This is a genomic window from Pseudoalteromonas ardens, from assembly GCF_030125445.1.
GTDB lineage: Bacteria > Pseudomonadota > Gammaproteobacteria > Enterobacterales > Alteromonadaceae > Pseudoalteromonas > Pseudoalteromonas ardens.
In genome coordinates, this window is sequence record NZ_JASJUV010000002.1 from 153,599 (window position 1) to 166,536 (window position 12,938).

Annotated in this window: 14 protein-coding genes; 10 read left to right on the plus strand and 4 right to left on the minus strand. The window is 48.8% G+C overall.

Annotated features, from left to right (window positions below):
- The first annotated feature begins 89 nt into the window (after positions 1-89).
- The 6 genes from QNM19_RS05610 to QNM19_RS05635 all read left to right on the plus strand — a co-directional run bounded on the left by QNM19_RS05610 (position 90) and on the right by QNM19_RS05635 (position 5,730).
- Complete coding sequence (locus tag QNM19_RS05610) at positions 90-1,454, plus strand: DASH family cryptochrome (RefSeq protein ID WP_049864359.1); 1,365 nt, start codon at positions 90-92, stop codon at positions 1,452-1,454.
- Positions 1,451-2,902: an FAD-binding domain-containing protein gene (locus tag QNM19_RS05615; RefSeq protein WP_049864358.1), complete on the plus strand. Its 1,452-nt coding sequence runs from the start codon at positions 1,451-1,453 to the stop codon at positions 2,900-2,902. The genes QNM19_RS05610 and QNM19_RS05615 overlap by 4 nt, the downstream gene beginning before the upstream one ends.
- A 3-nt stretch (positions 2,903-2,905) precedes the next feature.
- A complete protein-coding gene (locus QNM19_RS05620) occupies positions 2,906-3,058 on the plus strand; it encodes a DUF2256 domain-containing protein (protein ID WP_082225421.1) in 153 nt (50 codons plus the stop codon).
- On the plus strand, positions 3,051-4,613 hold the full coding sequence (locus tag QNM19_RS05625; RefSeq protein WP_284026458.1) for a cryptochrome/photolyase family protein: 1,563 nt from the start codon (positions 3,051-3,053) through the stop codon (positions 4,611-4,613). Before QNM19_RS05620 ends, QNM19_RS05625 begins: the two co-directional genes overlap by 8 nt.
- Before the next feature lie 62 nt (positions 4,614-4,675).
- Positions 4,676-5,326 (plus strand): flavin reductase family protein, encoded by a 651-nt coding sequence (locus QNM19_RS05630; RefSeq protein ID WP_049864357.1) that lies wholly within the window; start codon positions 4,676-4,678, stop codon positions 5,324-5,326.
- A gap of 26 nt (positions 5,327-5,352) precedes the next feature.
- A complete protein-coding gene (locus tag QNM19_RS05635; protein ID WP_049864356.1) occupies positions 5,353-5,730 on the plus strand; it encodes a hypothetical protein in 378 nt (125 codons plus the stop codon).
- Between the two features lie 16 nt (positions 5,731-5,746).
- Here QNM19_RS05635 and QNM19_RS05640 read toward each other — a convergent pair whose 3' ends face one another.
- The 3 genes from QNM19_RS05640 to QNM19_RS05650 all read right to left on the minus strand — a co-directional run bounded on the left by QNM19_RS05640 (position 5,747) and on the right by QNM19_RS05650 (position 7,575).
- Positions 5,747-6,103 (minus strand): DUF6768 family protein, encoded by a 357-nt coding sequence (locus tag QNM19_RS05640; protein WP_049864355.1) that lies wholly within the window; start codon positions 6,101-6,103, stop codon positions 5,747-5,749.
- Complete coding sequence (locus QNM19_RS05645; RefSeq protein WP_049864354.1) at positions 6,100-6,618, minus strand: RNA polymerase sigma factor; 519 nt, start codon at positions 6,616-6,618, stop codon at positions 6,100-6,102. The genes QNM19_RS05640 and QNM19_RS05645 overlap by 4 nt, the downstream gene beginning before the upstream one ends.
- 63 nt (positions 6,619-6,681) lie before the next feature.
- Complete coding sequence (locus QNM19_RS05650) at positions 6,682-7,575, minus strand: LysR family transcriptional regulator (protein ID WP_049864353.1); 894 nt, start codon at positions 7,573-7,575, stop codon at positions 6,682-6,684.
- 98 nt (positions 7,576-7,673) lie between these two features.
- Between QNM19_RS05650 and QNM19_RS05655 the strand changes: the two genes are divergently transcribed.
- Together QNM19_RS05655 and astB are read left to right on the plus strand one after the other, a co-directional pair.
- Positions 7,674-8,660 carry a zinc-dependent alcohol dehydrogenase family protein gene (locus tag QNM19_RS05655; protein ID WP_049864352.1) on the plus strand — a complete coding sequence of 329 codons (987 nt, stop codon included), beginning with the start codon at positions 7,674-7,676 and terminating at the stop codon, positions 8,658-8,660.
- 352 nt (positions 8,661-9,012) lie between these two features.
- The gene (gene astB / locus QNM19_RS05660) at positions 9,013-10,350 is read left to right on the plus strand and encodes an N-succinylarginine dihydrolase (protein WP_049864351.1); all 1,338 of its coding nucleotides are present in this window, start codon (positions 9,013-9,015) and stop codon (positions 10,348-10,350) included.
- An 11-nt stretch (positions 10,351-10,361) separates the two neighbouring features.
- Here the strand turns inward: astB and QNM19_RS05665 are convergent, their stop codons facing one another.
- The gene (locus tag QNM19_RS05665) at positions 10,362-11,132 is read right to left on the minus strand and encodes a transcriptional regulator (protein ID WP_049864350.1); all 771 of its coding nucleotides are present in this window, start codon (positions 11,130-11,132) and stop codon (positions 10,362-10,364) included.
- Positions 11,133-11,307: 175 nt separating this feature from the next.
- Here QNM19_RS05665 and QNM19_RS05670 point away from each other — a divergent pair, with 175 nt between their 5' ends.
- Both QNM19_RS05670 and QNM19_RS05675 read left to right on the plus strand, forming a co-directional pair.
- Positions 11,308-12,330, plus strand: coding sequence for a M23 family metallopeptidase (locus QNM19_RS05670; RefSeq protein WP_284026459.1), 1,023 nt, complete (start codon positions 11,308-11,310; stop codon positions 12,328-12,330).
- Positions 12,331-12,437: 107 nt separating this feature from the next.
- Positions 12,438-12,872 (plus strand): GNAT family N-acetyltransferase, encoded by a 435-nt coding sequence (locus QNM19_RS05675; RefSeq protein ID WP_284026460.1) that lies wholly within the window; start codon positions 12,438-12,440, stop codon positions 12,870-12,872.
- The last annotated feature ends 66 nt before the right edge of the window (positions 12,873-12,938 follow it).

The window sequence follows — 12,938 nt, forward strand, 5'->3', positions numbered from 1 at the left end:
CTTTCAATAAATAATGAAAGTTCAGTGTTGAACTTTTTCTCTGCTCAGTCCGTAAGACAAGGCATGCTAACAATCCGACAGGGCTGCGCGTGAAAAGAACGCTTTACTGGTTTACTCAAGACCTTAGGCTGGACGACAATCTGGCACTCGATTTTGCCACTCAAAACAGTGACCAGATATTGTTTGTGTATGTGATAAACCCAAGGTATCGCATACAGACCAATTATCATTGCAAGCTGCTCGGCGACAGGCAGGCAACTTTCATTGCTGATTCACTATTAACACTCAGTAGCCAACTCGATAGTTGTGGGCACAGTTTGTTGGTTGTTGAAGGTGAGCCACATCAGGTTTTGCCACACCTGGTATCAAAATACGAGATAGGCCAGGTGATTTGCGCTGAACAGGTAGGGCTTTATGAACGCAAGTCCGTGCAAAAAATACGCAACGAGTTGGGATCTGTCCCGCTGCACAGCTTCTGGCAGCATACTTTGTTTGAGCACACCCAGATACAAACTGTGAGTCGTGATTTAGGCAACTTTACTCAGTTCAGAAAACGCGTAGAAAAAGCGCCCTTATCGGTTGTAACATCGTGTCGCTTCGACCCATCGCGGCTACCTGCTCCCCTCGTCACAGTATGCGGTGCAAATGAGCAGGGCATATTGCATCAGTGGCATGCACAGCGCCAGGATCGATTGACTGAAACCAGAGTGCCGCTGGACTTTCCCGCCGGGGAGGAAGCCGCGCAAGCTCATCTGAGGGATTATTTCGACAGTGGTGTTGCCCGCAGATACAAAGAAACCCGCAACGCGCTGGATGGCTGGCTTAACTCAACCAAAATGAGTCCCTATCTGGCGTTAGGTAATCTGTCTCCGCGCCAGGTTTGGTGGGCGACAGAAGCATTTGAAAAGCAGGTTGTGGCGAACGAGTCGACCTACTGGATCAAGTTTGAACTGCTGTGGAGAGAATATTTTCAGTGGCTTTGTCTCAAGCTTGGGCCGCAACTTTTTCGATTTCAGGGGCTAGCTAAATCCAAGCCTTTGACCACCTTTATGCCAGAACGTTTTACTCGCTGGTGCCAGGGTAATACACCTGTGCCTTTAGTGAATGCGCTCATGAACCAGCTTAATGAAACCGGTTACATGTCAAACCGGGGCCGGCAAATTGCAGCCAGTTATTTTGTGAATGAACTGGGACTGGACTGGCGCTATGGTGCAGCTTACTTCCAGCAGCAATTACTCGATCATGATGTCGCATCAAACTGGGGAAATTGGCAGTACATAGCGGGTGTGGGTGTCGACCCGCGCGGCGGACGCCATTTTAATATTGAAAAACAGGCTCAATTGTATGATGAGCTGGGTCTGTTCGTGCAAAAGTGGCGCGGTGAGCAGGGCGTTTCATCTGTGGACAGTGTGGATGCAGCAGACTGGCCAACTTTTGCTGAGGAAGACATATGAGTGTGGCGGTCGTCTGGCTCAAGCGTGATTTAAGGTTATCCGACCACGCACCTTTGTGCCAGGCCATTCAAAGTGGTCATCCCGTACTACTCTTGTATTGCTTTGAACCCATGTTACTGGACGACCCGCATTATTCAGCTCGCCATTGGCAGTTTGTTCTGCAGTCTTTACAGGACATCAATGAGCGAGTTTCGTACGGATCTTTGTGGGTATCGGACAAACCTGCATTAGACGCTTTACAGCAGGTCCACGAGACCTACCAAATCGCCGGATTGTACTCTCATCAGGAAATCGGTCTGGCAAACACTTTTGAGCGGGACAAGGCAGTAGCAACTTGGTGCGCGGCAATGGGGATTACCTGGGCCGAATTTCGTTGTGGCGCAGTACTAAGAGGGCTGACACAGCGGCAAAACTGGGATAAACAATGGCAAAAAACCATGCGTGAACGCTGCGCTGATCCTGATTTGTCACAAGTAAATTGGTTTTCACCAGACACGACGTATGCCCAACTGAGCGATATTCAACAACGCTTCAATGCACCGCCGGGCACTTTTCAGCCTGGTGGTGAAGCTCAGGCACACCGTATTTTAGCCGAGTTCTACCAGGGACGAGGCAAAGGGTATGCCTATAGTTTATCCAGCCCGTTACTCAGCCAGCAGGCGTGTTCGCGTATGTCTGCTTATCTGGCCTGGGGCAATATCAGTTTGCGTCAGGTGTATCAGAGTGTGTTAGCTCACTGGCAAATGGTGGGCTGGCGTCGCACTCTGGTGGCCTTTTCTTCCAGGCTGCATTGGCATTGTCATTTCATTCAAAAGTTCGAAAGTGAATGTGACATGGAGTTTCGGCACATTAATCGGGGTTATGACCTCTTGCCTCGCTGCACCGGAGAGGAAGCGCAACAAAGGCTAGCCGCCTGGGAAACAGGTAATACTGGCATTCCTATGGTGGACGCCTGTATGCGGTGTCTGATTGCCACGGGTTACATCAACTTCCGTATGCGCGCTATGTTGGTGAGCTTTTTATGTCACCACCTGGAGCTCGACTGGCGTTTGGGTGTTGCCCATCTTGCCCGGGTCTTTTTAGACTTCGAACCGGGTATTCACTATAGCCAGTTTCAGATGCAGGCGGGTGTGACTGGCATCAACACCATTCGCATTTACAGTCCGGTTAAGCAAGGCGAAGAAAAAGACCCGCAAGGAGAGTTTGTCAAAACCTGGCTACCAATGCTCAAAGATGTGCCTGCTCCTTTGGTTCATAAACCCTGGGAGCTGTCGCAGATGGAACAGCTGATGTATGGCGTGGTGCTTGGGGAGGATTATCCTGAGCCCATTGTCGATTTAAAGCTAAGCTATAAAGCAGCGCAGGAATTACTGTGGCAATGGCGCAAAAGGCCTCAAGTGAAAAAAGAAGCCCAGCGGATCCTGAAACGGCACGTACGTCCGAGCTAAGGTATGAAGAAATCCCGGTTACCAGAAAAAACCTGCCCGGTTTGCCTGCGTCCTTTTTCCTGGCGCAAAAAATGGCAACGCGACTGGCCCAATGTGAAATATTGCTCCAAACGGTGTGCGGGCAACAGGCAAAAAAACAGAGAAACACATGAGTAAACAACTTAGATTGATCCTGGGCGATCAACTTAATGCGGGTCATAGCTGGTATACAGAAAAGTCCGATGAGGTGCTTTATGTTATTGCTGAACTGTATCAGGAGACGAATTATACCCGGCACCATGTCCAGAAAATATGCGCGTTTTTTGCTGCAATGAAAACATTCGCACAGGCACTTAAGTCGGCAGGGCACCATGTATTGCATCTGACACTGGATGATACGCAGGACTTTGCATCGCTACCTGAGCTGCTGACCCATCTGATCAGGGAGCATAATATCGGTCACTTTGCTTATCAGTTGCCGGATGAATATCGGTTGCGCACTCAGCTGTCACAGTTTTGCGACACACTGTCAGTTACTTCGAGTGTCTATGATACTGAACATTTCTATCTGGCTAATGACCAGCTTGGCAGTTACTTTAAGCCTGATAAACGGCATCGGCTGGAACATTTCTATCGCAAGATGCGCGGTGAGTTTAATGTGCTCATGGTCGATGGAGAACCGCTTGGAGGACAATGGAATTTCGACAGTGATAATCGCAACAAACTCAAAGCGGCCGATCTTGCAGAGATACCCGAACCGCTGGTGTTTGCTAACGAGGTTGGTGATATTTTGGCACGGCTCAAGCGACATCAGGTCAAAACCATGGGGCAGGCAGATGAGCATCTGCTGTGGCCCGTTAACCGTGTGCAGGCAAAGTCCCTGCTGACGTTCTTTTGCCAGCATTGTTTACCGTCATTCGGGCGTTTTCAGGATGCCATGACGGGCAAACTAATTGAGCTTGGCGAAGACCGTGGCTGGAGCTTGTATCATTCTCGCTTGTCATTTGCCATTAACGCCAAAATTCTCAGCCCCAAAGTGGTGGTAGATGCTGCGATTGCTGCATTTGAGCAGTCTCAGGGAGCCATCAGTCTGGCACAGATAGAGGGATTTGTGCGCCAGATCATTGGCTGGCGTGAGTTTGTCAGGGGCATTTATTGGGCCAATATGCCAAAGTATGCTGAGCTCAATCATTTGCAGGCCACACGCAGCTTGCCTGCCTGGTTCTGGACGGGCGAGACCAAAATGCGCTGTCTCAGTCACGCTATCACACAATCTTTGACCTTTGCGTATGCCCATCATATTCAGCGCCTGATGGTCACTGGTAACTTCTGTCTGGTGGCTGGCATAGACCCAGATCAGGTGGACGCCTGGTACCTGGGGATTTACATCGACGCCATAGAGTGGGTAGAAATGCCAAACACCCGGGGTATGAGCCAGTTTGCCGATGGTGGCATTGTTGGCTCCAAGGCTTATGCAGCCAGCGGAAACTATATTAAAAAAATGAGTGACTACTGCGGCGACTGTGCTTACAAAGTGACAGAAACGGTCTCTGAGTCAGCCTGTCCGTTAAACGCCTTGTATTGGCACTTTATGCAGCAACACCATACGCAATTCGCCAGTAACCCGCGTACAAAAATGGTGTATAGCAACTGGCTGAAGAAGTCTGAAGAAGATAAGCAGGCCGTGCTCAAACGCGCACAATACTTGCTTGACCATATCGAACAGCTTTAACACTGCCGTCCAAACAAACGTAACAATACACAGAAACAGTGAAAAATGAGGAATTTATACAGATGATCAAACAGCTCAGCCGGGAAGACATAGCCAATATGCAAGAGCGGGAAAGGGCACGACTGATAAACAGCTTGTCTGGATTTAAAAGTGCCAATCTGGTCGGTACTCAGGATGCACAAGGTAACCCCAATTTGGCTATCGTCAGCTCGGTCTTTCATATTGGTGCCAATCCGCCGCTGATAGGCATGATCATCCGCCCTGATACGGTGCCCAGAGACACACTGAGCAATCTCCAGGCCACAGGTCATTACACGCTAAACCATGTTAACTCGACCATTTGGCAGCAAGCCCACCAAACCTCGGCGCGTTATGCCCCGGGCGTATCTGAGTTTTCAGAGGTCGGACTGGACACTCAGCTGGCTGATGGCATCACAGCACCTTATGTCGCACAGAGCCAGTTGAAATTCGCTTTGGCATTACGAGAAGTACAGAAACTGGAGATCAATGGCACCCTCTTAGTGATCGGAGAGGTCTTTGATATTCAACTGCCGCACGACAGTATAAAAGCGGATGGTTACATCGACATTGAATCTTTGCATACCGTGGCTATTTCCGGACTGGATAGTTATCATGAAACACGAAGGCTTGGCCGATTGAGCTACGCCAAACCTGAGCACCTACCCAGACAACTTAACCTGAATGGGGAGTAAATCACTGAGCGTGAATAAGGAGTTTTATGACCAAAGAGGCACTGACATTAAAAAAATTGGCACACGTGATGGCCGCTGTTCAGTTGGTGTCGTTCAATAGTGTGGCACTGGCTGGGCCAAAAATAGCGGTAACCAATACCCGGGAGACTGGTGTTTATATTGTGTCAGTGTCCGGCTCTGAACAAAGCACCACTTCGTTGTTGGCACGCTGGCAAAATAAAGCAAGTGCCTTGTGTAAAGGTGGAGGTTACCGGGTTGAGCCCAATGGTCAGCCTGTGGTGCATGACAAGCGATGTAGTGATGCAGTGGTGTCTGGTCCTGATGGCCTGCGCTGCCTTGAAGTTGATGCCAGCGTATTTGGCAAAGTAGTATGTGAGCAGGCCCCACCTTCAGTTTCGCGCTAAAAGCAGGGCCCGACAATTATTTGGCTTGAAGTCTTACTGCGAGGTGCGCTATTTCTCTTAGGACACTCTGGCGATTCATTTCCATAAAAATCCAAAGTTTGGTGGCGATCTGTACAAGCAATCCGGTGATAAACCACACAGCCCAGAACACCTGATCCATGACTGCGGTGGCGATATAAAACCGATAACCGCTGTACACAAAGCCGATGGTGATCAGCAAAGCGCTGATTGAAGCCAAGATCACCCAGAAACGGGTATTGCCCTGATACACGTTGCCCAGCATAGTGAACAGGCCTTTTTCCTGAGCAAGAATGGGATCTATCTGATGTTGTTCTTGCTGTAATGCTCTACTTATCTCTTTGTCTAAATTCATGCTGTTTGCTCCTCGTTAACCATGGCACGCAATTGTGCCCGTGCGCGGTTTAATCTTGATTTAACGGTACCCTGGGGGATATCCAATATATTGGCAATGTCTCTGAGCGACATCTGCTCTAAGTAAAATAAGTACACACAGTGGCGCTCTTCGTCGGCCAGCCGGTTTATAAGCGTCAGGACACTCAGCGAGGTATCCAGATCTGGTGTCTCGAATGCCTGCGCCGGCTGGGTCTCTTCGAAACGATGTTCTGCCTGTTTAAGGTCGACAAAGCGACGGTAAATGGCGCGGAACACCCAGGCACGAAATGCACTGGGCTCTTTAAGCTGATTGAGCTTTTTGGCGATGTTAGTCCAGACATCCTGGCAGATATCATCGGCACTGGCACTTTGGCCACTGAGCTTCATCGCAAACCGCCAGCTTGGCTGATAAAACGCTTCACATAAGCTTTCGAACGCACGCCGGTTGCCCTGTTGGGCTGACAATACCAGTAATGCGGCCTTTGATGGTTCCATGCTATTCCTTTGGGCTTTTCCTACAAGACGGCGCAGCATGTAAAAAGGTTCACGCGCAGCAAATTATTTTTCCCAATAGGGGATTTCGCCAAAGTAGCTCACCAGATAATCAATAAAAACGCGCACTTTGGGCGCCAATAGTCGGGAGCTGGGGTACACCAGCCAGATAGCGGTATTAGATTCGAGCGGATAGTCAGGTAATACCTCGACAAGTTGACCCGAGCGCAATGCTTTATAGGCACTCCAGCGCGAATTAATGGTTATCCCTAGCCCCAGTTGACAGGCCTCTCTGATGGCGTCTCCGTTATCAGCACGTAGCTGACCTTGCACTTTAATGGTTTGATGACCTTGAGGTGTCTGAAAGGACCAATGTTCCAACCCGGCCAGGGTGATACAGGCATGCTCCGCCAAGGCTGAGGGGTGTTCCGGGTGCCCATTTGTGGCCAGGTAATCCGGTGAGGCGCAGAGTAATCGGGTGTCGGTGGTCAGCTTTTTGGCAACTAGTGTGGAGTCCTTGAGTGCGCTGTTACGTATCGCGAGATCAAAGCCGCCCTCGACCAAATCGGAAATGGTGTCAGACAGTTTCAGGTCGAGTTTAATTTCCGGATACCGGGTAAAAAAGCCGGGCAGAGCAGGCAAGATGTGCATTCTGCCAAAGGATGCTGGCATGGTTAGCCTCAGCGTACCACTGGGTTTAGTACTGCCGGCGCCAATGGCGGCTCGTGCGGCCTCAACCCCATTCAACACATCTTCGGCATGGGGCAAAAACGCCAGCCCTTCTTCGGTCAAAGACACTTTGCGTGTTGTGCGATGTAGCAGTCTGACCCCGAGGTCGGTTTCGAGCTTACTAATATGACTGCTTGCGACTGCGGCTGACAGCCCCAGATCCTGGCCGGCCTGGCTAATGTTACAGGTGGCGGCGATGCGTACAAACAACTTGAGATGCTCAATGTTCATTATTAATAAAATGTATAAAGTGATTATTAAATTCAGTCTATTATCAATAAATAAAAAGGCAAGTATAGTTTTAGTCATCAATACAGGAGAGCATAATTATGAAAGCAATGGTTTTAAATCAATACGGTGAAGAGGCTGCGTTTACTTTAACTGAGGTAGTTAAACCTCAAGTGACGGCAGGTCACGTTCTGGTGCAAGTAGCGGCAAGCAGCGTCAACACGGTTGATACTATGATCCGCACCATGGGCGACGCCTTGCCTTTGTCACCGGCCTTACCAGCTGTACTCGGGATGGACTTTGCGGGTACCGTGGTTGAAGTTGGAGAGGGCGTAACGGACTTTGCCGTAGGAGACGAAGTCTACGGGTGTGCCGGTGGTCTGGCTGACTTACCAGGCGCATTGGCGGAATTTATGCTGGCCGATGCCCGACTCATTGCGCGTAAACCCAGTAATCTGAGTATGCGAGAAGCGGCTGCTTTACCTTTAGTAGGGATCACGGCTTATGAAGGGCTGCAACGGGCTGGGATCGGGGCAGGCCAGCAAGTGCTGGTACATGGCGGCTCTGGCGGTGTTGGACACGTTGCTGTGCAATTAGCTAAGCACTTTGGTGCACGAGTATATTCGACCGGTGGCGGCGATGCCCAACTTGAGCTGATCAGTCGCCTGGGCGCGGTACCGATTAACTATAAAACCGAACAAGTTGCAGACTATGTGACTACCCATACCGAGGGCAGAGGATTCGATGTGGTCTTTGACTCAGTAGGCGGCGCCAATATGGCCAACTCGTTCGAAGCCGCAGCATTGAATGGTCATGTCGCCTCAACTGTGGCTATGGTGGACCTTGACTTGTCAGTGGCGCACTTTAAAGGACTGTCTTTGCATGTGGTCTTTATGCTGATCCCTATGCTGCATAACCATAAGCGTGAAGATCATCAGCAGATCCTGAATGCCCTGACAACGATAGTTGAAGCCGGAGCGCTGGTACCCGTGTTGGATGAACTAGGTTTTGAGTTGTCGCAAGCAGGTCTGGCGCATGCGCGGCTGCAAAGTGGTCAGGCGATGGGCAAAGTGGTGATTGACGTATAACGAATACGCGCTTAGTGCTTAATTTTAAAACCCCCGGGTTGAGTGTGGTATACCGCACTCAGCCTGTACTTAAAACAACTCATTTAATTGCTCCCCCACACGATTGCTTTCTTTTTGTCATTTCACGCTCAAATTTTTGTCATATTGATTGAATTACGACTAACTTATAGAAGTTTTGTCTGCTGGCACAGGTTTTGAACTTACCTTTGAGCTAACGTGCACAGGCACAATAGTAACCTTATGAATAATATTGATTTTTTATTTCATTCTCTTAGTTGAAAATAGAACAATAATAACCAATCTGGTGCAATGCTCAGCAAAATAAAGGCGCTCTGCACCAAAAGGGGGCAACATGAACTACTACGAAGTAAATTTTGATGGCCTGGTCGGCCCAACACACAATTATGCGGGATTGTCTTATGGCAATGTAGCATCCAAATCAAATGCCAACAAAGTATCCAACCCGAAACAGGCGGCATTACAGGGGCTCGAAAAAATGTGGCACCTGGTTCAGCTTGGCTTACATCAGGGCGTCATAGCGCCTAATGCTCGTCCGGATCTGCGTACCCTCAGAGTATGTGGGTTTAATGGTACAGACGCAGAGGTGATCAGCCAGGCTGCGAAATCTCAGCCTCAGTTGCTCAAAGCCTGTTACTCGGCGTCTTCGATGTGGACTGCGAATGCAGCGACGGTATCACCCAGTTGCGATAGCGCGGATGGCAAATTGCACCTTACACCTGCAAACTTAAACAATAAATTGCACCGGGCTATCGAAGCGCCTCAGACCAGCCAGATTTTAAAAAGTATTTTTAACAACAATGACTATTTCAGCCATCATGACGCATTACCTCAGCATCCGATGTTTGGAGATGAAGGTGCAGCTAACTATACTCGACTGGCTGACAGCTACGGACATCAGGGGCTGGCGTTATTTGTCTATGGTGAAGATGCTCAGACTCAGGTTAAGCCGCAGCTATTCCCTGCGCGGCAAACTCGCCAGGCTTCTGAAGCGGTTGCGCGAAGTCACCAGCTCGACCCGCATAGCACCTTATTTATTCAACAGAATCCTGAAGTGATCGATCAGGGTGTGTTTCATAACGATGTCATAGCCATAGGCAATGAGAATGTGTTTCTGTTTCATGAGCAAGCCTTTTATCAGCAGCAAAAGGTGATTGAACAAATAAACTCCGCCTATCGGGGTGACAGACCACTTCACCTTATTGAAGTAAAGAATGCCGATATCAGTGTTGAAGAAGCGGTAAAAAGCTACATATTCAATAGTCAGCTTGTTAGTTTACCTTCAGGCGGTATGGCCATCATAGCGCCGGGGGAATGCCAGACCGTGGGGAAAGTTGAGCAATATCTGTCGGCGCTGTGTCAGGCCAGCAACCCGATCAGTGAAGTAATATATATGGATCTTAAGCAAAGTATGCAAAATGGCGGTGGACCGGCTTGTTTGCGACTAAGAGTGACGTTATCGGAGCAGGAACTCAATGCGGTGAATCAGGCATGCTTGCTGGATGAACACACCTATCAGCGCTTGAGAGACTGGATAAACAAACATTACCGCGACAGGCTGAGTGAGGCCGACCTGGCTGATCCCAATTTGTTAACTGAGAGTCAGCAGGCGCTGGATGAACTAACGCAGCTGATGAACCTGGGCGCCATTTACCCGTTTCAACAAGAATAAGCCGAAGGGCCCTAATCTAACGCAATGATGGGGGCTTCATTAAATACGTCGGTATTGAGCGGATGCATAACCAGAGTAACCTGAAAGTCAGGTTGCTCACTGTGCTGCGCAAAGGCCTGCTCCGCTATGTGGGCGTATTTGCTGACGCTATCTTGTAATTCCTGCCACATTTTATCCCGTAGTATGGACGGCATTCTCATTGGCTTAATTAAGACATGCTGCTCTGGCGTACTGGTCGGAGCCATAACAGCATCAAGTGTTTGCGCCATGTGTTTACAGACGGACTGTTTTATTACCAGACTGTCTGGAGCAAACCCCAATGGCGGGTGTACTAAAAATTTGAATTGGTTATTGGGGTGTAATGTCAAAAGCTCAATATCCTCAAGCGCCCGTAAATATCGGTAACTGGAAAGTGCGCTCAAATTAAACTCAGTGGCAATGTGTTCTACTGTTTGCTGATGATAAAACAGCCGGGAAAAGTAGCTTAACAAATGTGGTTGTTTTGCAAAGGCCTGATCCTGGCGCGCCGTAAAGTAGGTGTGCTCAGGGGTATCTTGTACACTCTCGCTCAGTAATTTTGCGGCGTCCAGGTCGCACAGTTCTGCCAGCGTTAACAGCCGGTTCAGGCTGATGTCATCCTGATTGAGCATTCTCTTCACGGTATTTTCTGACACATCAAACAACCCGGCAACGTCCAGGTAGGTCAACTCCCTGACCTTTAGTTGTGATTTAATTTTATCAAGACAGCGCCTCACGACGTGCTTGTTCAGCTCCTTGGTCATTCGTGTTACTCCGGGATAATAAGCATCAAGGTATCACAATATAAAAATTTAAGTATCAAAATATGGTCCTTTATAACTTGTTATTGTTGAACCATTGTACTGAATGGCGGGGATGGCTAGAGTGTCAGCCAGACAGTAAGCAGTTTATTGAATATCAGGCAAAGGAGTAAAGAGTATGGCCAAAGAGTTAGCATCGAGCCGGCACAAGGCGTTTGCATTTACCTGGCTGATCCCCATGGTGATGGCAGTATGCGCTACTATCGGTGTGCAGCTGCTCTGTCAATGGGCCTGGCAGTTCCGTTTGTCGGTTCCAGCCAAGTTGGGCTTGTACTTTTCTGTTCATTTTGTCAGTGCTTGGTTACTAAAAAGATATATTGTGATTCTCTCTGGTGAAGACGGTGAGCGACATCCCGGATTAAACTGGCCTCGTCCGGGCATTCATCGTTATCTTGGTCGTTATGGTATGGTCTTGACGGCGCTTCCCTCTATGGCGCTGACGCTTTTGAATCCCATGCTGTTATTTCAACAGGTTAAATTACTTGTTTGTCAGCTGTCGGTTGGAAAAAGAATATCGACACGGGCAACAGACATTGCTGGATACAAAAATAAGGTGTGTTATCGCTTGCCGTTTGAAGGTCGCTGGCTGGTTTACAACGGCGGCAACTCACCTGCAACCTCTCACTCCTGGGATGTGCTCTCGCAAAGATATGCACTGGACTTTGTGATGGTCGATCACACTTATTCACGCCATAAAGGTAACGGTCTGAATGTGCGGGATTATTATTGCTTTAACCAGCCAATTGTTGCGGCGGCAGAGGGGGAAGTGATTTCGGTGTTTGATAGAGTCGCTCAGGCACCACTGCCAGGGTTTGGGTTAATAGACTTTCTTTGTTGTCACTTTGCTGGTAATCATGTTGTGATCAGGCATGCACCCGGTGAATATGGTTATTATGCTCATCTTAAAAAAGGGTCAATTTCGGTTAAACCTGGAGACAGCGTAGGCCAAGGGGAGCTACTAGGGGTATGTGGATTTAACGGTTTTACCAGTGAACCCCATTTACATTTCCACCTCCAGGATCGTCCCGATATTTATTATGCAATGGGGTTGCCTGTTGAGTTCATTGGGGTTGAGGGTGAAGGCGTGCATTCTGACGCTATACACCTTAGCCGTGGCATGCAGGTGAACCAGAGGAAATAACTGGCCTGCACACTTTTTAATTAAGTGCTTGCTTTAGTGTTGGGGTCAAAGGTTTAATGGGGCAATAACAAAAAATCAATCATGCCACCATTTTTAGGGAGTATAAAATGCCGGCCTATACAATTAGTTGCGATCCTAAACGACTCAACTTTGATCTCATTCACGATTTTATTTCAGACTCCTACTGGGCTAAGGAAATCCCCCGCGAGGTCATGAAACAGGCCATTGAGCACTCCTTGTGTTTTGGCGTCTACACTGACACGGCTGAGCAGGTAGGATTTGCCCGAATGATCACGGACAAGGCAACGTTTGCGTATTTGGCGGATGTATTTATTGTGGAGGCGCATCGAGGCAAAGGGCTAAGCAAGCAGCTTGTCGATACCATTATGCAACACCCGGACCTTCAGGGCTTACGCAGAATCATGCTGGCGACTAAGGATGCGCATGGTTTGTATGCGCAATTTGGTTTCGAGACGCCGGACGACCCTAGTTTGTTGATGCAGATCTGTCGTCCTGATCTATACACAAAATGCGCTGAATAATGACCTGTTTTAAGTGACCCGGAAGCAAAAGCGCAATCTGGGACACTTTTTTATCGCTTTGATCTG

Excerpts from the sequence above, each read along its gene's own strand:
- QNM19_RS05615 (WP_049864358.1), top strand. The coding sequence starts at position 1,451 with ATGAGTGTGGCGGTCGTCTGGCTCAAGCGTGATTTAAGGTTATCCGAC.
- QNM19_RS05620 (WP_082225421.1), top strand. The coding sequence starts at position 2,906 with ATGAAGAAATCCCGGTTACCAGAAAAAACCTGCCCGGTTTGCCTGCGT.
- QNM19_RS05625 (WP_284026458.1), top strand. The coding sequence starts at position 3,051 with ATGAGTAAACAACTTAGATTGATCCTGGGCGATCAACTTAATGCGGGT.
- QNM19_RS05630 (WP_049864357.1), top strand. The coding sequence starts at position 4,676 with ATGATCAAACAGCTCAGCCGGGAAGACATAGCCAATATGCAAGAGCGG.
- QNM19_RS05635 (WP_049864356.1), top strand. The coding sequence starts at position 5,353 with ATGACCAAAGAGGCACTGACATTAAAAAAATTGGCACACGTGATGGCC.
- QNM19_RS05640 (WP_049864355.1), bottom strand. The coding sequence starts at position 6,103 with ATGAATTTAGACAAAGAGATAAGTAGAGCATTACAGCAAGAACAACAT.
- QNM19_RS05645 (WP_049864354.1), bottom strand. The coding sequence starts at position 6,618 with ATGGAACCATCAAAGGCCGCATTACTGGTATTGTCAGCCCAACAGGGC.
- QNM19_RS05650 (WP_049864353.1), bottom strand. The coding sequence starts at position 7,575 with ATGAACATTGAGCATCTCAAGTTGTTTGTACGCATCGCCGCCACCTGT.
- QNM19_RS05655 (WP_049864352.1), top strand. The coding sequence starts at position 7,674 with ATGAAAGCAATGGTTTTAAATCAATACGGTGAAGAGGCTGCGTTTACT.
- astB (WP_049864351.1), top strand. The coding sequence starts at position 9,013 with ATGAACTACTACGAAGTAAATTTTGATGGCCTGGTCGGCCCAACACAC.
- QNM19_RS05665 (WP_049864350.1), bottom strand. The coding sequence starts at position 11,132 with ATGACCAAGGAGCTGAACAAGCACGTCGTGAGGCGCTGTCTTGATAAA.
- QNM19_RS05670 (WP_284026459.1), top strand. The coding sequence starts at position 11,308 with ATGGCCAAAGAGTTAGCATCGAGCCGGCACAAGGCGTTTGCATTTACC.
- QNM19_RS05675 (WP_284026460.1), top strand. The coding sequence starts at position 12,438 with ATGCCGGCCTATACAATTAGTTGCGATCCTAAACGACTCAACTTTGAT.